This is a genomic window from Oceanobacillus polygoni (assembly GCF_008304605.1).
Classification (GTDB): Bacteria; Bacillota; Bacilli; order Bacillales; family Amphibacillaceae; genus Oceanobacillus; species Oceanobacillus polygoni.
On sequence record NZ_PIJY01000032.1, the window covers coordinates 1 to 25224 of the forward strand.

Annotated in this window: 30 protein-coding genes and 1 riboswitch; of the genes, 21 read left to right on the plus strand and 9 right to left on the minus strand. The window is 39.0% G+C overall.

Annotated features, from left to right (window positions below; all coding sequences use genetic code 11):
- Nucleotides 1–105: 105 nt before the first annotated feature.
- The 3 genes from F1560_RS16455 to F1560_RS16465 form a co-directional block, all read right to left on the minus strand.
- A complete protein-coding gene (locus tag F1560_RS16455; protein WP_149475744.1) occupies nt 106–915 on the minus strand; it encodes a MetQ/NlpA family ABC transporter substrate-binding protein in 810 nt (269 codons plus the stop codon).
- Between the two features lie 25 nt (nt 916–940).
- On the minus strand, nt 941–2041 hold the full coding sequence (locus tag F1560_RS16460; RefSeq protein ID WP_149475745.1) for an iron-containing alcohol dehydrogenase family protein: 1101 nt from the start codon (nt 2039–2041) through the stop codon (nt 941–943).
- Nucleotides 2042–2124: 83 nt separating this feature from the next.
- A riboswitch (SAM riboswitch) is annotated at nt 2125–2244 on the minus strand.
- 91 nt (nt 2245–2335) lie between these two features.
- Complete coding sequence (locus tag F1560_RS16465) at nt 2336–3127, minus strand: N-acetylmuramoyl-L-alanine amidase (RefSeq protein ID WP_149475746.1); 792 nt, start codon at nt 3125–3127, stop codon at nt 2336–2338.
- Nucleotides 3128–3376: 249 nt separating this feature from the next.
- On the opposite strand from F1560_RS16465, the gene F1560_RS16470 reads away from it, so the two are divergent.
- The 18 genes from F1560_RS16470 to F1560_RS16550 all read left to right on the plus strand — a co-directional run bounded on the left by F1560_RS16470 (nt 3377) and on the right by F1560_RS16550 (nt 19109).
- Complete coding sequence (locus F1560_RS16470) at nt 3377–3721, plus strand: ArsR/SmtB family transcription factor (protein ID WP_149475747.1); 345 nt, start codon at nt 3377–3379, stop codon at nt 3719–3721.
- 21 nt (nt 3722–3742) lie between these two features.
- The gene (locus F1560_RS16475) at nt 3743–5032 is read left to right on the plus strand and encodes an arsenic transporter (protein ID WP_149475748.1); all 1290 of its coding nucleotides are present in this window, start codon (nt 3743–3745) and stop codon (nt 5030–5032) included.
- A gap of 12 nt (nt 5033–5044) precedes the next feature.
- On the plus strand, nt 5045–5464 hold the full coding sequence (gene arsC, locus F1560_RS16480) for an arsenate reductase (thioredoxin) (protein WP_149475749.1): 420 nt from the start codon (nt 5045–5047) through the stop codon (nt 5462–5464).
- 56 nt (nt 5465–5520) lie between these two features.
- Nucleotides 5521–5667, plus strand: a complete 147-nt coding sequence (locus F1560_RS22205; protein WP_187773755.1) for a hypothetical protein — start codon at nt 5521–5523, stop codon at nt 5665–5667.
- 320 nt (nt 5668–5987) lie between these two features.
- Nucleotides 5988–7001, plus strand: coding sequence for a PstS family phosphate ABC transporter substrate-binding protein (locus F1560_RS16485; RefSeq protein WP_149475750.1), 1014 nt, complete (start codon nt 5988–5990; stop codon nt 6999–7001).
- A gap of 128 nt (nt 7002–7129) precedes the next feature.
- Nucleotides 7130–8086, plus strand: a complete 957-nt coding sequence (pstC, locus tag F1560_RS16490; protein ID WP_149475751.1) for a phosphate ABC transporter permease subunit PstC — start codon at nt 7130–7132, stop codon at nt 8084–8086.
- Nucleotides 8086–8970, plus strand: coding sequence for a phosphate ABC transporter permease PstA (gene pstA, locus F1560_RS16495; RefSeq protein WP_149475752.1), 885 nt, complete (start codon nt 8086–8088; stop codon nt 8968–8970). Before pstC ends, pstA begins: the two co-directional genes overlap by 1 nt.
- A 54-nt stretch (nt 8971–9024) precedes the next feature.
- Entirely contained in the window at nt 9025–9861 is an 837-nt protein-coding gene (gene pstB / locus F1560_RS16500; protein WP_149475753.1) for a phosphate ABC transporter ATP-binding protein PstB, read from the plus strand.
- A gap of 334 nt (nt 9862–10195) precedes the next feature.
- A complete protein-coding gene (locus tag F1560_RS16505) occupies nt 10196–11350 on the plus strand; it encodes a betaine/proline/choline family ABC transporter ATP-binding protein (protein WP_149475754.1) in 1155 nt (384 codons plus the stop codon).
- A gap of 12 nt (nt 11351–11362) precedes the next feature.
- Nucleotides 11363–12007, plus strand: coding sequence for an ABC transporter permease (locus F1560_RS16510; protein WP_149475755.1), 645 nt, complete (start codon nt 11363–11365; stop codon nt 12005–12007).
- Nucleotides 12008–12051: 44 nt separating this feature from the next.
- The gene (locus F1560_RS16515) at nt 12052–12954 is read left to right on the plus strand and encodes an osmoprotectant ABC transporter substrate-binding protein (protein ID WP_149475769.1); all 903 of its coding nucleotides are present in this window, start codon (nt 12052–12054) and stop codon (nt 12952–12954) included.
- A 1-nt stretch (nt 12955) separates the two neighbouring features.
- Nucleotides 12956–13618: an ABC transporter permease gene (locus F1560_RS16520; RefSeq protein ID WP_149475756.1), complete on the plus strand. Its 663-nt coding sequence runs from the start codon at nt 12956–12958 to the stop codon at nt 13616–13618.
- 52 nt (nt 13619–13670) lie between these two features.
- A complete protein-coding gene (locus F1560_RS16525; RefSeq protein WP_245347760.1) occupies nt 13671–15347 on the plus strand; it encodes a CocE/NonD family hydrolase in 1677 nt (558 codons plus the stop codon).
- Nucleotides 15348–15461: 114 nt separating this feature from the next.
- Entirely contained in the window at nt 15462–16013 is a 552-nt protein-coding gene (locus F1560_RS16530; protein ID WP_245347759.1) for a GbsR/MarR family transcriptional regulator, read from the plus strand.
- Nucleotides 16010–16903 (plus strand): beta-keto acid cleavage family enzyme, encoded by an 894-nt coding sequence (locus tag F1560_RS16535; RefSeq protein WP_149475758.1) that lies wholly within the window; start codon nt 16010–16012, stop codon nt 16901–16903. The genes F1560_RS16530 and F1560_RS16535 overlap by 4 nt, the downstream gene beginning before the upstream one ends.
- A gap of 4 nt (nt 16904–16907) precedes the next feature.
- On the plus strand, nt 16908–17876 hold the full coding sequence (locus F1560_RS16540; RefSeq protein WP_149475759.1) for a 3-hydroxyacyl-CoA dehydrogenase NAD-binding domain-containing protein: 969 nt from the start codon (nt 16908–16910) through the stop codon (nt 17874–17876).
- A gap of 36 nt (nt 17877–17912) precedes the next feature.
- Complete coding sequence (locus F1560_RS16545; protein WP_149475760.1) at nt 17913–18389, plus strand: thioesterase family protein; 477 nt, start codon at nt 17913–17915, stop codon at nt 18387–18389.
- Between the two features lie 198 nt (nt 18390–18587).
- Nucleotides 18588–19109 (plus strand): LysM peptidoglycan-binding domain-containing protein, encoded by a 522-nt coding sequence (locus F1560_RS16550; RefSeq protein ID WP_149475761.1) that lies wholly within the window; start codon nt 18588–18590, stop codon nt 19107–19109.
- A 197-nt stretch (nt 19110–19306) separates the two neighbouring features.
- Here F1560_RS16550 and F1560_RS16555 read toward each other — a convergent pair whose 3' ends face one another.
- The 3 genes from F1560_RS16555 to F1560_RS16565 form a co-directional block, all read right to left on the minus strand.
- Entirely contained in the window at nt 19307–19612 is a 306-nt protein-coding gene (locus F1560_RS16555; protein WP_149475762.1) for a monooxygenase, read from the minus strand.
- Nucleotides 19613–19626: 14 nt separating this feature from the next.
- Complete coding sequence (locus tag F1560_RS16560; RefSeq protein ID WP_187773757.1) at nt 19627–20538, minus strand: DsbA family protein; 912 nt, start codon at nt 20536–20538, stop codon at nt 19627–19629.
- A 102-nt stretch (nt 20539–20640) separates the two neighbouring features.
- The gene (locus F1560_RS16565; protein ID WP_149475764.1) at nt 20641–21201 is read right to left on the minus strand and encodes an NADPH-dependent FMN reductase; all 561 of its coding nucleotides are present in this window, start codon (nt 21199–21201) and stop codon (nt 20641–20643) included.
- Nucleotides 21202–21592: 391 nt separating this feature from the next.
- Here F1560_RS16565 and F1560_RS16570 point away from each other — a divergent pair, with 391 nt between their 5' ends.
- From F1560_RS16570 to F1560_RS16580, 3 genes are all read left to right on the plus strand, one after another.
- The gene (locus F1560_RS16570) at nt 21593–22159 is read left to right on the plus strand and encodes a TetR/AcrR family transcriptional regulator (protein WP_149475765.1); all 567 of its coding nucleotides are present in this window, start codon (nt 21593–21595) and stop codon (nt 22157–22159) included.
- A 220-nt stretch (nt 22160–22379) separates the two neighbouring features.
- Nucleotides 22380–23300, plus strand: coding sequence for an alpha/beta hydrolase (locus F1560_RS16575; RefSeq protein WP_149475766.1), 921 nt, complete (start codon nt 22380–22382; stop codon nt 23298–23300).
- A 180-nt stretch (nt 23301–23480) separates the two neighbouring features.
- A complete protein-coding gene (locus F1560_RS16580) occupies nt 23481–23927 on the plus strand; it encodes an SgcJ/EcaC family oxidoreductase (RefSeq protein WP_149475767.1) in 447 nt (148 codons plus the stop codon).
- Nucleotides 23928–23983: 56 nt separating this feature from the next.
- On the opposite strand, the gene F1560_RS16585 is transcribed toward F1560_RS16580, so the two are convergent.
- Genes F1560_RS16585 through F1560_RS22465 form a run of 3 tightly spaced genes read right to left on the minus strand, consistent with a single transcriptional unit; the run spans nt 23984 to nt 24739 of the window.
- Nucleotides 23984–24301 carry a nucleotidyltransferase family protein gene (locus F1560_RS16585; protein WP_149475768.1) on the minus strand — a complete coding sequence of 106 codons (318 nt, stop codon included), beginning with the start codon at nt 24299–24301 and terminating at the stop codon, nt 23984–23986.
- A complete protein-coding gene (locus F1560_RS22460; protein ID WP_245347758.1) occupies nt 24302–24547 on the minus strand; it encodes a nucleotidyltransferase substrate binding protein in 246 nt (81 codons plus the stop codon).
- A gap of 3 nt (nt 24548–24550) precedes the next feature.
- Nucleotides 24551–24739, minus strand: a complete 189-nt coding sequence (locus F1560_RS22465) for a hypothetical protein (protein WP_245347757.1) — start codon at nt 24737–24739, stop codon at nt 24551–24553.
- Between the last annotated feature and the right edge of the window lie 485 nt (nt 24740–25224).

The window sequence follows — 25224 nt, forward strand, 5'->3', positions numbered from 1 at the left end:
ATTTTAAATTCCTCACTATATTTCGCCATAAAAACACCCCCAAAAGTTAGTTTTTTACTCTAACTTTTGGGGGTCGGTACCTTATTGTCAGCCTTTTTTATTAAATTACCAACCAGTAACAACTGAACCTTGGAAGGTTTCCTCCACAAATTGTTTTACTTCATCAGATTGATAAATATCAATAAACTGTTGTACGGCTTCGTCATCTTTGTTTTCTTCACGAACCGCGATTAAGTTTACAAATGTAGAATCCTGTTCAATAAAGATCGAGTCTTCACCAGGAACCAGACCTGCATCCATTGCAAAGTTGGAGTTAATGGCAGCCGCATCAACTTCCCCTAACTGACGAGGGATTTGCGCGGAATCAAGCTCGATAAATGAATAGTTATTTGGGTTTTCTGCAATGTCATTAACAGTTGCGTTGACACCAAGTCCTTCTTCCAATGTAATTAAGCCAGCTTGCTCGAATAATAGTAATGCACGTCCACTGTTTGTTGGGTCACTCGGAAGCCCGATTTGCGCGCCATCCTTAAGGTCTGCGACGTCCTCTACACCCTCTGAGTAAATCCCCATCGGGAATGTAACGGTATCTGCAACTTTAACCAAATCTAATCCGCGTTCTTCATTCATATGATCGAAAAATGGCTCTGTTTGGAAGCTGTTTAAATCAAGTTCACCTTCAGATAAACTAACATTTGGCATTACATAGTCGCTAAAAGAAACCAATTCAATTGTTAGCCCTTCTTCTTCAGCAAGTTCTGCTACTTTTTCTAAAATTTGTTCATGTGGACCGGATGTGACACCAACTTTTAACTTCCCGTCTTCCAATAATCCTTCTGCCTCATCTGAGCCACCACAAGCGGCAAGTACGGCCATCATGCATGCAAGTATTCCTGTAAATAGTATTTTTTTCATTGTGTCTCCCTCTTTCTAGGTTGTTTTAGTTATGTGTTTTAATCACTAGTTCCTCTACTTTACGGATGGCTGTTAAGAGCCTGTCCGCTGTCATATCTTCTTCCATTAAGTGAATCGATTCTTGAGGCAGTAATGTCTTCGTAATAATTCGTTGCAACAGATCCTCATCCTCAGGGTCAATGGATAAATGCTGTAACGATGCTGGAAGCTCCCATTCCTCATAAACAGCAAGCAGTTTTTTTAGCTCTGCATCCTTTCCTTCCAGAGCCAATTGGACTAGAATGCCATAAGACACGATCTCCCCGTGTAAAAATTGCTTGACGCCACTAGCCTCTGTTAAACCATTATGGATCGAATGTGCTCCAGCAATTCTTCCTGCCTTTTCACCAAATCCGCCAACCATGCCACCGGTCATAATGATCGTTTCGATGACACGAATGAGTGCATCTGACACCTTTTTATTGGATACTGATTCGAGTGCCGCTTTTCCATCCTTTAATAAAATGTCTCTGCATAATGCTGCTGAAAATTGGGATATCTGAAGCCAAACAGGTAGCTCGTTATCCTTGTAAAAGGCGCGTACTAAAGCGTCAGCTTCATAATATTTAGCAAGGGTGTCACCAATCCCAGCCCTCAAGTATTCAAGTGGTGCTTGTGCAATAATAGCTGGCTCAATCAGTACAAGTGTATTTGCTACCGGAAATTCCGTGTAGTGGGAATGTGTACCATCTGTCTGATAAAACACACTTAATGGTGTCCAAGCTGCGCAAGTGGCTGCAACTGTCGGTATGAGTACGGATTTGGTTCCAGCTTTTACAGCAGAAGCTTTTGCAAGATCAAGCGCTGTACCGCCACCAATGCCAATCACTGCATCAACTGCATCTGCTTGATATGTGGTTGCTAATTGTTCGACAGATTCTAGTGTACAATGCCCTTCTACAAATGTAATGCTCGAACGTTCAAGCTCTTCTGGTAAAAAGGGAGAGACAGCATGCCAAGCCTTCCTACCGCTTAGAATATGTATTTTCTTTGCGTCTAATTCTGAAAGTAATACATGTAACTCTTTTAAAACGCCCTCTCCAATTCGATAGTGTCCTGGTGCGCCTTTAACGATTGCTGTTGTCATCTGAGCGTCTCCTTACCGTATTTCGGGAAATAAAAATGCCTCTCTTTTCGGAGAGGCATGGATATACTTGACAAGTAACCATCCTCTTATTTTCCAAAATACTTGTTGTATTTTGCAGGAATTAGCACCTATTCGCAGTTAAATTTAACTGGAATGGTTGCCGGGCTTCATCGGGCCAGTCCCTCCGCCGCTCTTCATAAGAGTGTTTATGAATAGATTTATTTCATATATCTTATAATCTATTGGTTGAAAAGTCAATTGATTTCATTTATTCCTACTAAAACTACTTTTCTTTTACTGGACGATAATAAATGCATCGATACCAGTGTTTCGGACAACCTGTAAATGATTCTCTGCGTTTGTCCGGTTCGTAAATGCACCAGCTTGGACGCGATACCAGGTTTCTCCTGAAATCGTAACCTGCTCTACAAAGGATTGAATGCCTTTCGAATTTAGGAAAGACACGCGATCATCTGCATTTGCTTTTGATTTAAAGGAACCAGCAATCACCTTATATAGTTGTCCGGTGCCACCGTTTATTTCTTGCAGGTTAAATGCTCTTGCTAGTCCATTGACATGACCTTCAGCTACCTGCTGCTTCCATGCGTTCTGCTTCATTAACGCTGCGTTTCCACTATGGTCGATAAAACCATTTTCGGTTAGCATTGCTGGCATGGACGACTCACGTAATACGTGGAAATTTGCCTTTTTCTTACCGCGATTACGTAATCCGTTTAACTTGATGATTTCAGCGTGCAGGATGTCGCGGTATACAGCAGTTTGTGAGCTATCCAAAAGATTGCTATGAATGAAATCCTCATAGCCATCAGCAGAGCCGTTAAACGCGTTGCAATGGATGGATAGAAAATAATCGGCACCCAATAAGTTCGCCTCATTTGTTCGCTGGGCAAGACTTTTGGTCGTATCCCCAGTACGACTCATGTGCACACTGACATTTTCGTAGTTACCAATTAGTAGGTCACGTATTCTTAGAGCGATATCAAGAACAACATCTTTTTCTTGTAATCCATTTCCAGTAGCGCCGGGATCTGTTCCACCATGACCTGGGTCTAAATAAAGTTTCATTACAATCTCCTCCTATTATTAGCGTATGGTTGGTAAGAAAAATCGAATTGGACAAACATCACTGTCTTAAACAAATTCCATTTTCGTCACCTCTTTCGCCTTCAGCGATTACCTTTCATCTATAAAATCGAAAGAAAGCAGAGCTTAGGGGTGTAAGGAGAAGAAAATATTGGCAAAAGAGAGAAATTGCATTGTATATATAAGCAAATAATTATATACTTATGTATAGTGAAAAGGTGGTGAGATGAGATGCTACACGAACAAATAGAGATCAATGAGGCGGCGGTTATTTTAAAACTGTTAGGTGATAAAACAAGGTTGACCATGGTGAAGATACTCGATAAGCAGGAATGCTGTGTCTGTGAGTTTGTAGAGATATTTCAGACAAGTCAGCCTGCGATAAGCCAGCATTTACGCAAATTTAGAGACTTAGATTTGGTTAAAGAAGAACGAAGGGGTCAATGGATATTCTATTCAATCAATAAAAACAACGAACTCTATCCATTGATTCAACAAATACTTCAATTTTTACCAAGTCAGGAGTTTCGATTAAAGAAACTAGAAGAAGATGGCACAAGGATTTCTTGTTGTTAGATAAGGTTAGGGGGAAGATGTTTGGCAGCTTTAGCAGTTATTCTATTTTTAGTAACATTGATATTCGTTATTTGGCAGCCAAAGGGATTGTCAATTGGCTGGTCGGCAATTGGTGGAGCAGTTGTCGCGTTAGTAATGGGCGTCGTTGATTTTACAGCTGTACTGGAAGTAACTGGTATTGTGTGGAATGCGACGCTTGCATTTGTAGCAATTATACTTATTTCATTGATTCTAGATGAGATTGGATTTTTCGAATGGGCATCTTTACATATGGCTCGCATTGCACGGGGAAATGGAGTAAGGATGTTTGTCTATATGAGTTTATTGGGGGCAGTCGTAGCCGCACTATTTGCTAATGATGGGGCTGCGTTAATACTTACGCCAATCGTACTCGCAATGGTACGCCATTTGAACTTTAATGAAAAGATGGTATTCCCATTTATTATAGGTAGTGGATTTATAGCAGATACAACATCACTGCCCTTCGTCATCAGTAACCTTGTGAATATCGTGTCTGCCGATTTCTTTCAGATTGGATTTGTGGAATATGCACTTCGAATGATTATTCCAAATCTGTTTTCATTGACAGCAACAATCTTCGTTCTCTGGATTTATTTTAGAAAAAGCATTCCAAGAAACTACGAGCTGGCAAAACTGAAAGAACCGAGAGAAGCGATTAGCGATCTAAAGTTGTTCCGATTGTCCTGGTACGTACTTGGGGTATTAATGGTTGGTTATTTTTCAAGTGAAGCTATCGGTGTCCCTGTTTCGATTGTAGCAGGTGTGATAGCGATCGTATTCATTGCTATGGCTAGAAGCAGCAATTCCGTAAATACAAAAAACGTAATAAAGGGTGCGCCGTGGAATATCGTTTTCTTTTCCATTGGAATGTATGTTGTTGTGTTCGGCTTGCGAAATGCAGGATTGACAGATTGGCTGGCTTCACTTATTGAATTTACAGCTGAACAAGGATTATTCGTAGCCACTATAGCGATGGGATTCATTGCAGCCATTCTTTCATCCGTTATGAATAATATGCCAACTGTAATGATCAATGCAATTGCGATAGCTGAAACGGATACAAGCGGAGTCATTCGCGAAGCACTTGTATATGCCAATGTTATCGGTTCAGATCTTGGTCCGAAGATTACGCCAATCGGTTCGCTGGCAACTTTATTATGGCTCCATGTATTATCGAAAAAGGGTGTGAAGATAGCATGGGGGACCTATTTCAAGATAGGGATCATGTTGACCGTACCGATTCTGTTTTTAACGTTGATTGGACTCTATCTGACATTATTATTTTTTTAACGGAGGTATAAAATGAACAAAAAATCTATTTATTTTTTATGTACTGGAAATTCCTGCCGAAGTCAAATGGCTGAAGGATGGGCAAAAAAAAATCTTGGAGAAGCATGGGAGGTAAGGAGTGCTGGAATTGAAGCGCATGGGTTAAATCCAAATGCAGTTAAGGCAATGCATGAAGTGGGCATTGATATTTCAATGCAACAATCCGAGATGATTGACACGGCATTTTTGAATCGTGCGACGTTAGCTGTCACACTTTGTGGTGATGCAGCCGATCGTTGTCCAATGACGCCAGCCCATGTAAAAAGGGAGCACTGGGGATTTGATGACCCAGCAAAAGCTGAAGGGACAGAGGAAGAAAAGTGGCAGGTGTTTGAGCGGGTGCGTGATGAAATAGGTGAACGAATCAAGCGTTTTGCCGAAACGGGTGAATGAATAAAACCTCTCTCCTAGCTAACACTATAGAAAGTAAGGTAGGAGGAGGTAGGGTCATGAGTAACCACGAAAAGAAACGAAACAATCAATTCAAGGAAAATGAAAATTCCGGTGAGCATCGTAACGGACGCAAGAGTCCGTATAAGAATAGTAACTCCAAGGGTGGAGGAGCTCCAAATGAATATGTGACGGATAAAGAATAAAGCAGGTGCGGATCAACTATATTGGATCCGCATCTGCTTTATAAATGTGTGAAACAGATAAGCACCGAAAGGCGGATATCTACAAAATTACACTGAAATTTACAATTGGAATCGCCACAACAAAATCGATTCCTGATAAGACCTCAAAGCTAGAACACAATGTATTTCCATCCCAATTTACTTGTTACGACATTCTTCTTAAATTTACACAAGCTTTACATTCGACTCATACTTCCTTAACATTCACACCTTATACTAACAACTGAGGGCAAAAAGCCTCACAAAAATATAGCATATAATCAGGGGAGGACAATTTTACTATGAAGTTCAAAAAGTACCTAATGTTTCTACTTGTTGCAGCATTAGCAGTCGTGCTTGTTGCTTGTGGAGGAGAAACAGATGAGGACAACTCAGGAGAAACAGACGAAGACAACACAGAAGAAACAAATAATTCTTCAGGAGAAACAGAAGGATCTGACGACACAGCTGAATTAGAAGGCAGTGTAGTAATCGATGGTTCTGGAACTGTTTATCCATTAATGTCTAGAATTGCTGAAGAATACATGGTAAATGAACAACAAGGAGTATCTGTTGAAGTTAGTCGAGCTGGAACAGGTGCTGGATTTGATAGATTTTTAGCAGAAAATGGAACAGATTTTAACGATGCTTCCCGTCTAATTAAAGAAGAAGAGCAAGCGAAAGCAGAAGAACTAGGTTTTGAACCATTCGAAATGAAGCTAGCTTTAGACGGATTAACAATTGTTGTGCACCCGGATAATGATTTTGCAACAGAGCTTACAAATGAAGAAGTACAAGGCATCTTCCTTGGAGAGTATACAAACTGGTCAGATATTAATTCGGACTGGCCTAATGAAAAAATTAACACATATGGACCGAACGAAAACCATGGAACGTATGAATTCTTTTATGAGAACATTCTTGAAGAACAAGACTTAGTAAGTGATATTAATCTTCAACAAGACTATTCAACATTAGTAACATTAGTATCAGAAGATATTAATGCAATTGGATTCTTTGGATTTGGATACTACGATAGTAACCAAGACAGCTTACAAGCAGTAGGAATTGATTTTGGTGAAGGTGCAGTAACCCCATCGCTTGATACAATTGGTGAGACTGGCCCATATGCTGATTACACACGTCCAGTATTCACATATTTAAATCCTAACCTTGCAGCAGAAAAACCACAGGTAATGGATTATGCACGTTATGTATTGGAACAAACAAATGAATTTGCTGGTGATACAGGATTTGCTCCACTTCCAGAGGACGAGATCCAATCACAATTAGAAGCTTTAGAAGCACTACAATAATAAGCATGCTACTCAAAGCTAAAACACCTATATATTAAAAATTGAGATATGACTCTATATAAGATGAGGGCAAAATGAAGCTCTCATCTTATTGTGAGCTATAAGCGCTGGAAGGAGTGCACCAAGTAATGCCGACAAACAGCGGTAAGCCTAAACAGAACGCTGTCAATGTTAGAGAAATGATTGAAGAAAAGCGAAGTTCGCGAAATATCTCTAATATTACAGAAAAATTAATTCCAACGATTCTATTTATTATAGCTAGCATTTCCGTATTAACTACAATTGGAATCATTTACACACTATTATCCGAAGCAATTGAATTCTTTAAAATTGTTCCTATTTGGGAATTCTTTACTGGGACAGTGCTTAAGCCCCTGAGTCAAAATCCTGAATTTGGTGTCTTGCCACTTATAAATGGGACTATCATTTCATCACTAATTGCGATGCTTGTAGCTGGTCCAATTGGTATTATGTCAGCAGTTTATTTAAGTGAATATGCATCAGAGAGAGTACGTAGAGTATTAAAACCATTATTAGAAGTTCTTGCTGGTATTCCTACAATCGTATACGGTTTTTTCGCGTTTACTTTTGTAACACCTGTTATTCGATCAATATTTCCTGCAGTAGATGCAACAAATATCCTCAGTCCAGGGATTGTGATGGGGGTTATGATTATACCGATGATTGCGTCATTATCTGAAGATGCGATGACCTCTGTTCCCAATGCAATGCGTGAAGGTTCTTTAGCAATGGGAGCTACAAAACTAGAAACGACATTTAAGGTAGTAATTCCGGCTGCTTTTTCTGGAATTATTGCATCCTTTGTGCTTGGAATTTCACGAGCAGTTGGTGAAACGATGATTGTTACCATCGCAAGTGGAAGCTCCAAAAACTTTACTTTCGACATTACCCAATCTATGCAAACGATGACTGCATACATTGTTGAGGTTTCTGGCGGTGAAGCGGCTGCTGGTACAACTATATATTACAGCTTATATGCTGTTGCTTTAACTTTATTTGTTTTTACGCTTATTATGAACCTACTTGCAAGATATGTCTCTCGTAAGTTTAGGGAGGAATATTAATGAACCAAGTGAATGCAACCAAAATGGAAAAGCGAATGAATGCACGTATTCGGAAAAACAATTTATTAAAAGGAGTCTTTTTGCTTGCAACGTTATTTGGCCTTGCGGTATTAGCAATTTTACTCGTACGAGTCGTTACACAGGGTGCTGCCTGGTTAGATTGGGATTTTATAACTGGTAGGCTGTCAACGAGTGCCGATCGTGCAGGGATCATGGGGGCAATCCTTGGAACCATGTGGTTAATGGTTGTCGTCATCCCAGTCACATTAATCATCGGAGTTGGCTCTGCAATTTATTTAGAGCTTTACGCGAAAAAAGGAAAGCTTCAATCCTTTATTCAAACGAATATTTCAAACTTAGCTGGGGTACCATCTATTGTATATGGTCTTCTAGGATTAACGATTTTCTCAAGAGCGATGGGCTTAGGGAATGCGGCATTAGCGGGTGGGCTTACGTTATCCTTGCTTGTTTTACCGATCTTAATTGTTTCATCACAAGAGGCAATTCGTGCGGTACCTAAGTATTTAGCGGAAGCATCTTTTGGAATGGGGGCAACAAAGTGGCAAACGATTAAAAATGTCATATTGCCGGCCTCTATACCAAGTATCCTTACAGGTGCAATTTTGTCGTTATCCCGTGCGATTGGGGAGACAGCACCATTAACTGTATTAGGAATCCCGGCATTACTTATTCCATTTCCAGAAGGATTGTTTGATACATTTACAGCACTGCCAATGCAAATTTACTATTGGACGCTTGACTCTTCATTGGTAAAAGAGTATGCATATTTAGCTGCAGCAACCATTATCGTTCTACTTGTATTGTTGTTCTTGTTAAACTCGGTGGCTATCTTTATTCGAAATAAATTCCAACAACGATATTAACGGTCATTTATCCGTCATGACGCGCTAAGCCTAGATTTAAAGGAGTTGAAAATGATGAGTCAATCATCAGTGAAAAGTAAAAGACCAGTTAAAATTAATCCAGAAGCAGGTTCCTTTAAAGAACCTGAAACTGCGGGTAAAGTGGTTTACGATACAAAGGAATTAAACCTTTGGTATTCAGAAACACATGCGTTAAAAGATGTGAATTTATCTTTCCGCGAAAAGGAAGTAACGGCGATTATTGGACCATCTGGTTGTGGGAAATCAACCTACATCAAAACATTAAACCGTATGGTTGAGCTTGTTCCAGGTGTGCGGACAACAGGAGAGATTACGTATAAAGGGAAAAATATCCTCGACCGATCGTTTAAAGTAGAGGAATTGAGAACAAAGGTAGGAATGGTGTTTCAAAAACCGAATCCATTCCCGAAATCGATTTATGAAAACATCGCTTATGGACCAAAAATTCATGGGATTCGTAATAAAAAAGTACTGGACGAAATTGTTGAACGTAGTCTTCGCGGTGCATATATTTGGGACGAAGTAAAGGATCGTCTTAACGAAAATGCATACGGACTATCTGGTGGTCAGCAGCAGCGTTTATGTATTGCACGTTGTTTGGCAATTGAACCAGAAGTTATTCTAATGGACGAGCCAACATCGGCGCTTGATCCGAAGTCAACGTTACGAATTGAGGAATTGGTACAAGAGCTTAAAAAAGAATACTCTATTATTATTGTTACGCATAACATGCAGCAAGCAGCACGTATTTCAGACAAAACTGCATTCTTCCTTAACGGTGAAGTTATTGAATTTAATGAAACAAATACGATTTTCACCAACCCAGCAGATAGCAGAACGGAAGACTATATCTCAGGAAGATTTGGATAAGCTGTCTTGGATTTGCATTTCTTATTGGATTACAATTTTAAAAAAGAAAGGTCTCCTGACTGTTCGAAGCATGTTTGAACATGAGTGGGAGGCTTTTTTTCTGTTTCATTATTTATCGTATCCTGTTACAACTTAAAATTACTTAATATTTAAAATAGTCACATACAATAGCAATAGCTCGAAAGAAGGAGTATTACTAAGATAGTAACTTTATAAACTTTGTAAACTAAAAACTGTACAGATTTTTAGTTCTGTATGGACTTATATGCTGTTTTCTATTAATCCTTTATTTCCCTATACTAATATAGTATTCAACACGGAGGTGCTTTAGAAAATGTTAGAGTTTCATGATGTTACAAAGCGGTATGGTAATGGAAAACCAGCTGTTAACAATTTGAATTTAACAATTGAAAAGGGCGAATTTGTTTGTTTTATCGGTCCAAGTGGCTGTGGTAAAACAACAACAATGAAAATGGTAAACCGTTTAATTGACATAACGGAAGGAGCCATTTTAGTTGATGGTAAAAATATAATGAAGCAGGATCCAGTCGAATTGCGCAGGTCTATAGGGTATGTAATCCAGCAAATTGGATTGATGCCACATATGACAATTAGAGAAAATATTGTACTTGTTGGCACGTTACTCAAATGGACAAAGGAGAAAAAAGATGAACGAGCACGCGAGCTCATTAAGCTAGTAAATTTACCTGAAGAATATCTTGAAAAGTATCCACATGAGTTGAGCGGGGGACAACAACAGCGAATCGGTGTATTACGTGCGCTTGCTGTGAATCCACCACTGATCTTAATGGATGAGCCATTTGGGGCACTTGATCCAATTACAAGAGATGCCTTACAAGAAGAGTTTAAAAAGTTGCAAAGAGAATTAAATAAAACGATTGTTTTCGTAACACATGATATGGATGAAGCATTAAAGCTTGCAGATCGGATTGTCATTATGAAGGATGGAGAAATTGTCCAAGTTGACACACCAGAGGAGATTCTTAGAAATCCAGCAAATGAATTTGTGGAAGAATTCCTTGGAAAAGACCGTTTAATACAAGGACGTCCTGATGTCACAACGGTCGGACAAATTATGAATAGTACTCCAATTACCGTACAAATCGGTACCACTTTAAAATCCGCTATTACGAAAATGCGAGATGAACGAGTTGATTCCCTCCTTATTACGGATTCAGACAATGTTTTAAAAGGCTTTTTAGATATTGAGTCCATTAACAACAATTACAAAAAGGCAATTGCAGTAGAGGAAGTAATGGAAACGGACATTTATTCTGTATCTCAAGACAGTTTGTTGCGTGATGCGATTCACAAGATACTCAGACGAGGGGCACAATATGTTCCAGTTGTGGACGAAAGTCACCGTTTGGTCGGAATTGTCACACGTGCAACACTTGCAACCCTTGTTTATGACACGATTTGGGGCGATGGAACAGAATTTGAAGAAATCGTAGCACATGCAGAGTAGGAGGTGGGATGGATGATGGAATTTTTTGCTACACATGGGAATGAATTAATAATTAAAACGTCGGAACATTTGTATATTTCTGTTGCAGCCATATTACTTGGGGTGTTAGTTGCGATACCTCTTGGGGTCCTACTTTCAAGAGCACCAAACTTCGCTGATCGATTTATTTCTTTTATTGGTATTCTACAGACGATTCCAAGTCTTGCGATCCTTGCATTTTTTATACCGATTTTAGGTGTTGGGAAACTACCTGCCATTATTGCATTGTTTTTCTATTCGTTATTACCAATTTTACGTAATACGTACATCGGTATTCGGGATGTTAATCCTGGAGTTGTTGAAGCAGGGAAGGGAATGGGAATGAGTGCTTTGCAATCGATTATAAAAGTAGAATTTCCAATGGCACTTCCAGTAATTATGGCTGGTGTTCGTCTATCAACGGTTTATTTAATCGGTTGGGCAACATTGGCAGCATTTATCGGTGGTGGTGGTCTTGGTGACTTTATCTTTGATGGATTAAACCTTTATGAACCTTCCTTAATTATTGCAGGTACAGTGCCAGCGACCATACTTGCCTTGATTGCAGATCGCTTACTAGCCTATTTAGAAAATCGATTGACGCCAGAGGGGCTGAAGGATTCGTATGAGACAGTATAAGCTTGGAGGTGAACACGTTGAAAAGGATATTATATAAAGGAAGTATGGTTTTACTTTTACTTGGGGTGCTTGCAGGTTGTTCCTTGCCAGGCCTTGCAAGTACGACAAAAGAAACGATAAAAATAGGGTCTCTAGGTACATCTGAATCACAAATTTTAGCTGAAATATTATCGATTATGATTGAACGGGAAACAGATGCCAGTACCGAACTTGTGACACATCTTGGTTCATCGATTGTTCAACACCAAGGGATGTTGAGAGGAGACCTTGATATAACAAGTACACGTTATACGGGAACAGATCTATCTGGAGCACTTGGGATGGACCCGATTACTGATCCAGAGGAAGCACTCGACATTGTAACAAAGGAATTTCAGGATCAATTTAATGAAACGTGGACAGAGCCTTATGGTTTTGAAAACAGTTATTCTGTTGCTGTGACAACAGAATTTGCCGAGGAACATAACATTGAAACCATTTCTGATCTTGAACCTTTTGCAGATGACCTGCGTTTTGGTGTAGATAATGCCTGGGTCAATCGCAAAGGGGATGGGTACGACGGGTTTCAAGAATTCTATTTTTCATTTGGTGACGTTTTTCCAATGAATATCGGTCTTGTTTATCAGGCGGCAGCTACTGGTCATATGGATGTTGTATTGGCTTATTCTTCAGATGGGAGAATTAAGGAATTTGATTTAAAAGTTCTTGAGGATGATCGACGATTCTTCCCGCCATATGATGCTTCCGCTGTTATTGATAATGAGATTTTAGAGAAATACCCAGAGATTGCAACAATTACAGAACGTTTGCACGGACAAATTTCTACAGAAACCATGCAGGAATTAAATTATAAAGCGGATGTTCAATTAATGAGCCCACACAAAGTTGCAATGGAGTTTTTAGAAGCTAATAACTTCTTTGAGGATATGGAGAAAGGGGAGAAGTAATATGGATACATTGGAACAGTTGGTGCAATATGTCACCCAAAATGGTGGGTATATATGGGTACAGTTTTACAGACATTTTCTAATGGCAGCGTATGGTGTTCTATTTGCCGCAATTATTTCGATTCCTTTAGGTATCCTTATTGCAAAATATGGGAAGTTGAGTAGCTGGGTACTAGCACTTGGAAGTATTATTCAAACGATCCCTGCCTTAGGGGCAATGGCTGTCATTATGATTGTCATGGGACTTGGCACCAATACGGTAATTGTTACATTGATGCTGTATTCGATTCTGCCGATTGTACAAAACACGTATGTCGGGATGAAGGATGTTGATAAAACAGTTATTGAAGCAGGCTTTGCTTCTGGGATGACTCGATTTCAACTATTACGAATGGTTGAGCTACCCCTTGCAATTAGTGTCATTATGGCAGGCTTACGGACAGCACTTGTTATTGGGATCGGAATTGCCGCAGTTGGTGCATTTGTCGGTGCAGGAGGATTAGGGTCTATCATCCTAACAGGAACGAATGCAACGGATGGAACAGCTATTATTCTAGCGGGTGCAATACCTACAGCGTTGATGGCCATTATTGCAGATTTAATTATGGGTTGGATTGAACGGAAACTCCAACCAATTAAATCATCTAAATCAAGCGCAGCATAAAAGATAAAAAAATAGAAGTTTGTGCCTGAATCTATCATTAGAGGTGATTGTCTTGGGAGAAATCGGAATTAGAGTTGAAAAAAATGTTCCGTGTTCATTAGCCGATGGAACGATTCTTCGATCTGATGTGTATCGTCCAGATGATGAAAAACGCTATCCAGTGTTAATGATTCGGTTGCCATATGATAAAGAAACGCCACGTTATTATGATGAATATTTGGAAGTGCCTCGGATGGTACATGCAGGTTATGTTGTTATCCTTCAAGACGCAAGGGGGAGATTTGCCTCAGAAGGCGAATTTTATCCATTTATGCATGAGAGGCGTGATGGCTATGAGACAGTAGAATGGGCGGCAAAACTTCCTTATTCAAACGGAAAAGTTGGACTGTTTGGTATGTCTTATCATGGCTATACCCAGCTAGCGGCAGCAGTAGAAAGGCCACCTTCCTTAAAGGCGATTGCCCCAGTGATGACGGGAGCAGACCTAATGGGAAACTTTCTAGGAAGCGAAGAAGAACCTCATCCATCAGCAAAACTGGAAACATGGGTTTTAGGATCTATGTTAGAGGATCAACTGAAACGGGAAGGGGATTTTGACGAGGAAAAATTCCAGTATTATGTTGAGAATATGGCAGAACGGTTATCCGATGCTCCTGCTGATGAATGGAAGCCGATCAAAGACCTTGATCCTGATTCGTATTATTTTGATTTTATGAAGGGGCGATTATCCAAAGCATTTAAAGACCATGTAAACCTCAAGGAAAAACTAAGTGAAGTGGATATTCCAGCATTATTCATAGGTGGCTGGTTTGACGGATTATTGGGACCAACATTAGAAGCCTATCAAACTTATAAGGGAACAAAAATGCTCTGGATTGGTCCATGGACGCATGAAGAAATGACAGGTCGATGTGGGGAGCGCTTTTTTAACCATGCTGCTTCTAATCTTGGTGTAGACAATATTGCAGATCCTACAGAAATTCATATTAAATGGTTTGATAAATGGTTGAAGGAGAAACCAATGCCTTTCGAAAAACCAGTCCATCTTTATTTGATGGGACAGGATCGTTGGGAAGCCTTTGAGGAATGGCCGATTCAAAATGCTGTAATGTCCAGGGAAGTATACCTCCATAGCCAAGGGATGTCACAAAGCCGAAATGGAGATGGGAAATTAACATATCAACCTGTTTCTGCAGAAACAAAAAGCGCTTTAAAACTAGATCCGAATCATCCAGTGCCTACTCGTGGAGGGGGAACACTCATTGCGGGACATGCGTCCGGGATGTTTGATATGAGTGATATACAAGATCGAGAAGATGTTCTTGTCTATACGAGTATGGAGCTTGAGGAAGGTCTTCCATTGCTAGGTTCCATTAAAGCCAGTATTTGGGCTTCTTCTCCATCCGAGCTTTTGGATATTTCCTTAAGGCTATCAGAAGTTGATAGCTTAGGACGTGCGTATAACATCGTCGATTCGTTTCATAGAAAAAAGGTAGAAAATGAGAATCAGCCAGTTTGTTTGGAAGTGGAAATAGGTTCTACCGCATACACCTTGAAAAAAGGTCATCGCTTGCGTCTTGATGTAGCAGCAAGCAATGCACCACTATATGATATTAATTTAAATAACGGAACAACAACAAAAACACACACTGAAGGGAAGTCTGCAGTGGAATATTTGTATCAAGGTGGAGATAAGGCATCAAAGTTGATCTTGCCAATTGCTAGATAACGGAATGCTTTTCTTATCTGCATAACTGCTAACAATGCATGCGCTCAGGTAGCTGGGGAATGCCAATTTTTCAAATTTTTTAAAGTGGAAATAAGCCATAAAAGGGTGATGATATTGAGGAATGATGACGAACGGATTGACGATGTAAAAACGCAATTCATTGAAAAAATAACGGACAATATGAATGCATTCGGTGTTTCCACAAGTATTGGACGTGTGCTTGGAATTATATATATGAACAGGGAACCAATGACACTGGATGAGCTATCAGAAGAAACAGGGATGAGTAAAACACGAATGAGTCAGGTAGTTCGTGAAATGATTGATTTAAATATTGCGGAACGTGTCTTTAAAAAAGGGGTTCGGAAAGATTTATTTCGAGTGGAAGAAGATTATTATCAAACATTTATTTTTCTGTTTACCTCTACATGGAAAAAGGCTATTCAACGCAGTAGTTCCTTTGAACAAAGAATGATGAAACAAATGGATCAATTACAAGCGGATACAGGACTGACTAAAGAAGATGAATTGGCACTAAATGAACTTCTAAAAGAAATGAAGGAATGGATGGATTACTATGATTGGATCCACCGTGTAACGGAGTTTTTTGAAAGCGGAGAGATCTTTAAACATGTACCAAAAAAAGAACGGGGGAATGAAACGTGAATAAAAAAGTAATTTTATCGTGTGCACTAACAGGAGCAGGAGATACAACCACAAAAAGCGCTCATGTACCTGTGACACCAAAAGAGATTGCAGATTCGGCAATTAAAGCAGCGAAAGCAGGAGCTACCATCGCACATATACATGTTCGTGATCCAGAAACTGGAAAATTAAGTCATGATGTCAATCTATTTCAAGAAGTTGTCGAACGAATTCGCGAATCAGAGACAGATGTCATTATTAACCTTACCTCTGGTGGAGGTGGAGATTGGATCCCAAGTGATGAAGACCCTACGAAAGGCGGAGAAGGAACCGATATTCAAACTCCTGAAGAACGTCATGAACCAATAGGAAAACTCCTGCCAGAAATGTGTACCCTTGACTGCGGCAGTATTAACTTTGGTGACATGTTATACGTCAGCCCAACAGACTGGTTAAGGAAACAGGCGAAACTAGTAAAGGAAAGTGGTGTCAAAGCCGAATTAGAATGTTTTGATACAGGTCATGTTCGTTTCGCCAACCAATTAATTGAAGAAGGTTTAATTGAAGGGGATCCACTATTCCAGTTCTGCCTTGGTATTCCATGGGGAGCAGCAGCAGATGCGGAAACCATGGCATATATGAAAAGTCGAATTCCAGAAAATGCGAAATGGGCAGCTTTTGGAATTGGCAGAATGCAAATGCCGATTGTTGCGGAGTCGCTTCTCCAAGGTGGGAATATTCGTGTAGGTCTGGAAGATAACCTGTATTTGAAGAAGGGTCAACTTGCAACAAATGAGCAGCTTGTTGATAAAGCTGTTGGGATTGTCCATTCCTTAGGTTCCGATATTATGACACCTGCTGAAGCACGAGAACATCTCAATTTACTGAACCCATATGGAAGGGAAGGCTAGTCGTATGACAAATGATACATCAATTCAAAACATCACGGTTGTCGGTACAGGTGTAATTGGTAATGGATGGATTACTCGCTTTTTAGCAAATGGTTACCATGTAACTGCCTTTGATCCAGATCCAAAGGCTGAAGAAAAGACGCGTGCAGCAGTTGAGCGGGCATGGCCGTGGATGGAGAAAATGGGACTGCGTAAAGATGCTTCAATGGATAAGCTAAGCTTTCAGTCAAATTTAGAAGTGGCATTAAGAGATGCGGACTTTGTGCAAGAAAATGTTCCAGAGCGTGAGGATTTAAAACGGAAAGTTATTGCTGATATTGATACGTATGCGAAGGAAGAAGCAATCATCGCCTCCAGTACCTCTGGAATATTGCCAAGTATTTTACAGGCAGATTGTCGCAAATCTCCAGAGCGTGTCATTGTCGCTCATCCCTTTAACCCAGTTTACCTAATGCCACTTGTTGAACTTGTTGGCGGAGAAAAGACGGATGTAAATGCAATTGAGAAGGCAAGAAGTTTCTATGATTCCTTAAAGATGAAGCCTCTCGTTGTTCGGAAGGAAATTGAAGGACACATTGCAGACCGCTTAATGGAAGCAATCTGGCGTGAGTCTCTTCACATTGTGAATGATGGGGTAGCGAGTACAGATGAAGTAGACGCCTCCATTATATATGGACCAGGACTTAGATGGGCATTAATGGGGCCGTTCATGACACTGCATATGGGCGGTGGAAAAGAAGGAATGCGACACTTATTGGAACAATTCGGACCGGCATTGAAATTACCATGGACGAAATTAGAAGCACCAGAATTAACAGAGGAATTAGCTGACAAAGTCATTACCGGATGTGAAGTCCAAACGGCTGGTGTAGAAATGGAAGAATTGGAAGATCGCAGGGACGAATTTTTAATTGAGCTCCAGCAGCTATTGGAAAAATATTGGCCAGGATCAATGTTATCAGGAAAATTATAAGCAGCGTTTAATTGGTTTAAGAGGAGGTAAGTACACTTGAGTGAAGCAAAATTAATGATTCAAGATAAAGTACCAGAGGCATGGATTGATTATAATGGACACATGAATGATGCAGAGTATGTTCGAGCATTCAGCTGGGGTGTCGATCAATTTATGAACGAGATTGGAATGACCGAGGATTTCCTAGCGAAGAGCAAATATACGATCTATACATTGGAAAATCACATTTGCTATTTAGATGAGATGAAACTCGATGAACCATTTGAAGTCTATATGAACGTGATTGATTATGATATCAAACGTATCCATCTTTTCTTTGAACTGTACGGCGAAGATGGAAAACGGGCTGCAACAAGTGAACAGCTGCTAATGGGAATTAACCAGGAAAAAGGGAAGGCATCACCTTTCCCGGAAGAGGTATTCAACCATATAGAAGAACTTGCAGGCAAATATAAACCGGCAGAAAAACCAAAAGAAGTTGGCCGTGTTATTGGAATTAGAAAAAAGAAATAAACGTAATAAAGGAATGGTTTCCCATTATGGTGGGGAGCCATTTTTTTATATTACCGGCAATATAACGGTGGTTTTGAGCCAGAAAGTTTTACAAATATATTACAGTGAAAAAACTAGTTTTAAAGTGTCCGAGATTAGGGTAGATAGTTTTATATATATAATAAATGGAGGTGTGTTATCATCAAGTATATTTTATCGATGATTGTATGTTTGGTTGGAATTGGATTATTTTCGCAAACGGCTTCAGCTGAAAAGGTTTACAAAGTAAAGGCGGGGGATAGTTTATATCGGGTAGCTCAAAACTATCAAGTGGATTTTGATACGTTAGTTGCTGCGAACTCTTTCATTACGGATCCGGAACATATTCAGCCTGGGGAAACGATTAACATACCAGATGAGAATGGGCTCCCTTTTACCGTTACAGCTTATACGGCTGGTTATGAGTCTACTGGAAAACAACCAGATGACCCAGCTTATGGCATAACTGCATCTGGGGCAATGGTTGAAGAGGGAAATACAATTGCGTGCCCGCAAGCTCTTCCATTTGGGACGAAAATACATATTCCAGAATTGGATGAAACGTATGTATGCCAAGACCGTGGTAGTGCAATAACAAATGGAAAACTAGATATTTATATAGAAGACTTAGACGATGCATTAGAATTTGGGGTGCAAGAACTACAGGTTAAAGTGTGGCAGCCACACCAGCTAGTCGATTAATAGTATGAATGTGGCTGTAAAATTCAGTTTTAACGTGTAAATAATGATTGAATGTATAATGGTTGTATCTGTATCAGGAAAAGCACATTAGGAGGCAAAGATATAACTTAATTTGCTTAGGTTACACGTACAAAAATAAGCCGCATGGAATCAGTCGTGATTTCATGCGGCTAGCTATATTGAATGCATATCTAATCTTAATTTACCGGTCCGTTCGTGATTTCAGTAAGTCTGGAATTAATGGCAAATATTTTTACGTTAACATCTGTGATTCCAAAGCTAGCTAAACGTTTAGCATGCATATCCATATATTTTTCAGCTGTTTCTTTTGTTTCAAAAATATAAATTCCACCGGCTTCGTTTGTTTCGGGACTCTCTGTCCAGATTTTCCATAGGAAGCCATCTTCTTCATTGATGCTCTTAGCTAAATCCGAAAATGCTTCTGCCATTTCATCTCCGAATGGTCCATTCATGTTAAAATCGACTTGTAATACATATGCCAGTCATTCTCCTTTGTTTATTTTGTCGTTGTAAAGTAGTACTCCCCTAAAATTTCCTGCTTTTGATACTGGTCGGCGGAAAGTTCTTTTTCAACAAAAGCGTTAAGGTCAGATTGCTCCACATCGTACATGACTTCAATTTCTTTGGCAAATAGAAGCTCTTCCTTTTTAAGTAGGTTAGCAAGGGAAGGCTGTTGTTTTGGTTGCAGTTCTTCCGTATTTAGAACTTGTTTTAAGCCGTCAACATAGTACTCAAAAGGACGTCCTCCAACAATTTTTACACCTTTGTTTTCTTCATTGATCATGATAATCGTAGGGAAGCCTCGGGCGCCTAAGCTTCTCGTTAGAGCGAAATCTTCCTCTAATAATTGTTGTCCGATTGGTTGTTCAGCCTCATTTACAATCGCTTCTCCATCAAGACCAAGTTTATTTACGGTTTCCACCATAACGGATTTCTCTGAAATGTTTTGATTAAACGCGAAAAGTGCTTCTCTTGCACGACGCAAATACTCAAATGCGAGTTCTTCATTATGATTTTTTTGAATTACCTTAAATACGCGAGATGGTGGGAAGGAGGATTGAACTGGATTATCAATCATTAAAGATCCGTCAATAGGCATTCTGGAATGTTCTCCAACCTCTCTCCAGTGACCAGCAACGTCGGCTGGTTTGAAAATTCCGTTTGCAGGATCGATTGGGCCATCATGCCATTTTTCCAGTAAGCCGCCCATAACTGTATGAACGTTAAAATTATCACCATACTGCTCGATAAAACGACGGAGAACAGGTTCAATTGCCCAGCAATGCGAACAAATTGGATCTGTTACATAATAAAGATTAATCGACTTTTTTGGTTGATTAAAATCGATAACTTCCATTTCATTTTCTTCAGAAACGCCGCATACGCCTGTTTCTAAATCACACACCATATTTTTATTGTTGTTCAAGATATTCTCCTCATTTCTGTACATATAGGATAAGCGAGAAAAGGGAATATGCACTTTTCCAGCGCTTTTCATTATGTTTATAAATTAATTTCGAATTGATTTCAATCCTGTAGACCAAGCTACGACTTCATTCAACATGGTTTGAACGGTTTCTTCATGAAACGGTGCTGGTTTAAAGGTTCTCATTTCTTCAAAATCTGTGAAAAGGCTTAGAGCTGGCTGTGTTCCTACTGTTGCAACTTTAGGTACTGTTAAAATTAAACGTAAATTGTTTGCCGCTGTAACGCCAAGCGTAGATCCGTAACTTACAATTCCGGCTGCCTTATTGTTCCACTCAACATATAAATAATCAATGGCATCTTTCAAACCAGACGTAATAGCTTTGTTGTATTCCGGTGTGACAAAAACAAATCCGTCAAGGTCGTTAATTTTCTCAGACCACGCTTTCGCTTCTGGTGCTTGATAATCTTGTGACATGATTGCCGGAATCGGCTCATTAAATTTTGGTAGATTGTAATCTTTAATATCAACCAACTCAAATTCCGCATCTGTTCTCTTGTCTGCAATGGATTTCACCCATTCTGCAACGTTTAAATTTACTCTTGAATCTCTTGTACTACCAGTAATGATTCCAATCTTAAGCATGTAAATCCTCCTAGAAATGTTTTATGAAACGCCTATTTAAGAGGTTGTTCAAAAAATCCGGTAAAAATGACACATCGAATTTCTTCGTTGGCTTGCTTTCCGTTCCTCACGTATTAAGGGATTCAATGAACTTCTGTTAAAACCGTCCACGTCCTGTGGACAACACAGAAGTCACCACATCCTGTGGAAGTCCGCTACTCAAAGCTACGCCGCCTCAAACTTCTCGGTCCTTTTTATCCTCCTTTTTGAACACGTACTTTAAGGCGCAATTTAGTTGCTTTATAATTGAATTTTAAGCCATAATAAAAATTAGCAACACCAATAGTTCGGTGTATGTGTTGTTTATCCAACACATTGAAGAATTTGTTTAAAAAGTGGGAGGGAGATCAATATGACGAATGCCAAAACGGATCCCCGAATTCTGCGCACCCGCAAATTAATTATGGATGCTTTTATGGAGCTTTCGGGTAAAAAAGAATTTAAGGATATTACCGTTAAAGATATTACAACGGAAGCAATGATTAACCGTGCGACATTCTATTATCATTTTGAAGATATATATGACTTATTGGAAAAGGTACTATCGGAAGTATTATTAGTTAATTTGGATTGTGATTTCTACCAAAATAACGACCTAAATGAAGAATCGCTCGTTAAAATTTTCATAGCGATTACCAATTTCCAGAAGTCATTATCCAATCGTTGTCATAGAGGATATGAGGATACGATTGCTCGGATCATTAGGGAGCAGCTTGAAGTTGTTTTATATAAAATGCTGTTAAACCAAAATAAAATAGAAGTGGATGAAGGACTAAGGATTACTGCTGTCATATTAAGCTGGGGAATTTACGGAGCTTCTGTAGAGTGGAGAAGAGATGATAAAGGGATGCTTCCAGAGGAATTTATTAAATTAGCGATTCCTTCTATTATTTCTGGGGTTAATATTACTAAAGAATAATGGGAAGCATGGTTTAGGTACTTTCCATCGTAATAAAAAGGTAAAAGGTTAAAAGAAACATCGTGAATATGCTAAATTTTGGTTTTTTTAAGTCTAAATAATGGAGCGGCTATCTGGAATGGGGAAGGCGCACTTTTCTCTTTTTCTGGCGGAAAATCTAAACTAAATGGAGCAGTTTACTTATTATATATATATAAAACAGGGTGGTTAAGGAGGAAATATGTACGCTTCAGAGGACATTACATTCAACTCAAATGATGAAACACTATTTGGTAACTTATATAAACCAGCTAATGTTGCTACATATCCTGTTATCGTTGTTCTTCATGCAGCGAATCTTGGTGAACGTGAAAGTGATTTTTACGATCATTTAAAAGAAACGCTTCCCAGTTGCGGAATAGGTGTTTTTATTTATGATCGACGAGGAAGTGGTGAATCAAGTGGAGATTTTGATACGTGTAGTTTTAATGATTTAGCAAATGACGCATTAGCGGCAATATACATGCTTAGAGAAAAGAATGAAATACAGCGTGTTGGATTATATGGGATAAGTCAAGGGGGATGGATTGCCTCATTAGTCACATCGATGTTTGATGAAGTCGCATTTTTGATTATGGTATCTACACCAGCGGTTTCTCCAGCTAAACAGATGCTATATGCAACTCGTGTATCACTTCAAGAAGCTGGATTTTCAAAAGGAATAATGGAAGAAGCAACTCGTTTAAGAAAAAAAGTTGATGCATATTATAGGGGTAAATTGGAAAGAGATCATGTCCAATCTTTATTGCAAAAAGAATTAAGTAAGGAATGGTATCCGTATGCTTACCTCCCGCAAAAAGGATTATTACCTGAAGATAAAAAGAAGTCAAAGTGGTATTATGAGCTAGATTATAACCCTATTACTTGTTTCAAAACAATAAAAGTTCCCACACTATTCATTTTTGGTGAGAAGGATGTTTATGTACCTGTGCATTTAAGTATAGAAATATTTAAAGAAACAGCTAAAAATGGGGATGTGATATTTCTAAAATATAATAACGTTGATCATTTTATGAATATGACCGATAACAAGGGCAGAGGTATCTCTAAAGAATATAAACATAACCTTACACGTTGGCTAGGTAGATTTAATGATAATTAATACGTATATACACAAGTTTGTGCATGTCTATTTTTCCTTTATTGAAATGAGATAATTTGTCATGTTTAACGAGGAACGAAATACGATAATTTGCGTGGAAGTGGAAATTAAACAGTCAAGAATCTTAGTAGTTTATATGATAAATTACTAAAGATTAATTATACAGAAGGAGAATTGGATATGAACAATTCATTACATGAAGAAATCCAAGAACTTTATCAAAAGTTAATTGATGCGTGGAATAAACGTGATGCCGAGGGTATGGCTGATCAATTTTCTGAACAGGGAGTACAAATTGGGTTTGACGGAAGCAAGGTAGTTGGAAAAGCGGAGATATTGTCTCATGTTAAACCAATATTTGAAGACCATCCTACTGCTCCTTTTGTAACCAAAATTAAATCCATCCGACCTTTAGGGAAAGACGCAGCAATCTTACACGCGATTGCAGGGATGATTCCACCGGGAAAGGCAGATATTGAACCTAACGTAAATGCCCATCAAACACTAGTTGCAGTGAAAATGGGTGATCATTGGAAAATTGAACTTTTTCAAAATACTCCTGCCGCGTTTCATGGAAGACCTGAATTAGTTGAGCAAATGACGGAGGAGTTAAGGGAGTTACTATAGTAGGATTTGTAGCAAGCAAGGGATTTAAATGTACAAAATAGAAGCTAAATTCCTCTCTATTCATGAAGAGAGGAATTTTTTTCGTATGAAGGTGTATAAATAACGACGCCATCCCTTATAATTTGTTTCTCTAGTTCTTTATTTAATTGGTCACCAAAAACAATATCACATGAGTAGATACCAATTAATTCTTCAATGTCTTCCATTACACTCGCTTTAGCATTACCGTGATAGGTTATGCATAAATCGATATCGGAGTTGTAATTGGAGGTACCCTTTGCCCGGGAGCCGAACAATGTCACTTGTGCAATTTTAGGCTGTTCACTAAAGTAATCGATTAAGCCTTTATATACCTTTTTTTCTATGCCGTACATTTACATCACTCGTTCTTTGATTTTTACTAGTAGATTTTCAATTGCCTCTACATAGTCAGGGATAATTTTGTTCTTTATATTTTCATAATCTTTCTCGCTGTATATATGTGCTGTCTTATTTCTAGAAATCAGAATTTCATTCCAAGTGTCGATGTCATCAATGAGACCTTCCTTGAATGCCTGTTTATAGCGCCCACGCGGATTATGAATCTCCAATCCTGTTGCCTTAAAAACCTTTGATAACAACTTCTACGTTAGATCTTCTAGCATTTCGTACTTTTTTATTATCGAATCTCGATAAACTTCTTTTGTTAATTCGTCTGGCTCATCCATACTTTCTAGAGTTGAAATAATATTTTTTAAATGTAGTAACATCCGAAAAGAATGCTCGTAGGACAGCTTAATGGATTCATCATACTTGTCATATAAGTCACTCATATTATCTTCCTTTCTTGGCAGATAGGGAGTATAAGACTCTCTCTTATCTGCAAAAGTGCAACTTTAGATCGATTAAGGCTTAGAAAATGCTAATTTTTTTAACAAATAGTACGACATACTGTCTGTTATATACAGTTTACATTATTTTAGTGGGAATTATAAGCTATTATTCCTCGAAGTACAATCTGGTATATAGACTCGATCGAGCCCAAAGTCGTGTTGACAATCCCTCGTTTTTCTGCAATAATTAACCCAACTAAATACTGGTACCTTTAATTCAGTCCAGAGAGGCTGACAAGGATAGCGGAAAATAAGCATGTAGGAAGAGGTGTATGTGTGTACCCTCTTAGCTATAGGCTTATAAAAAAGGCTTCTTGTCAGAAATGGCAAGAAGCCTTTCTTTTTATGTCTTTTGAAAACCCCTGGCTATGCCGGGGGTTCCATAGAGCTTCCAGCGAGGTATTAAAAAAAAGCCTCACTTCGTG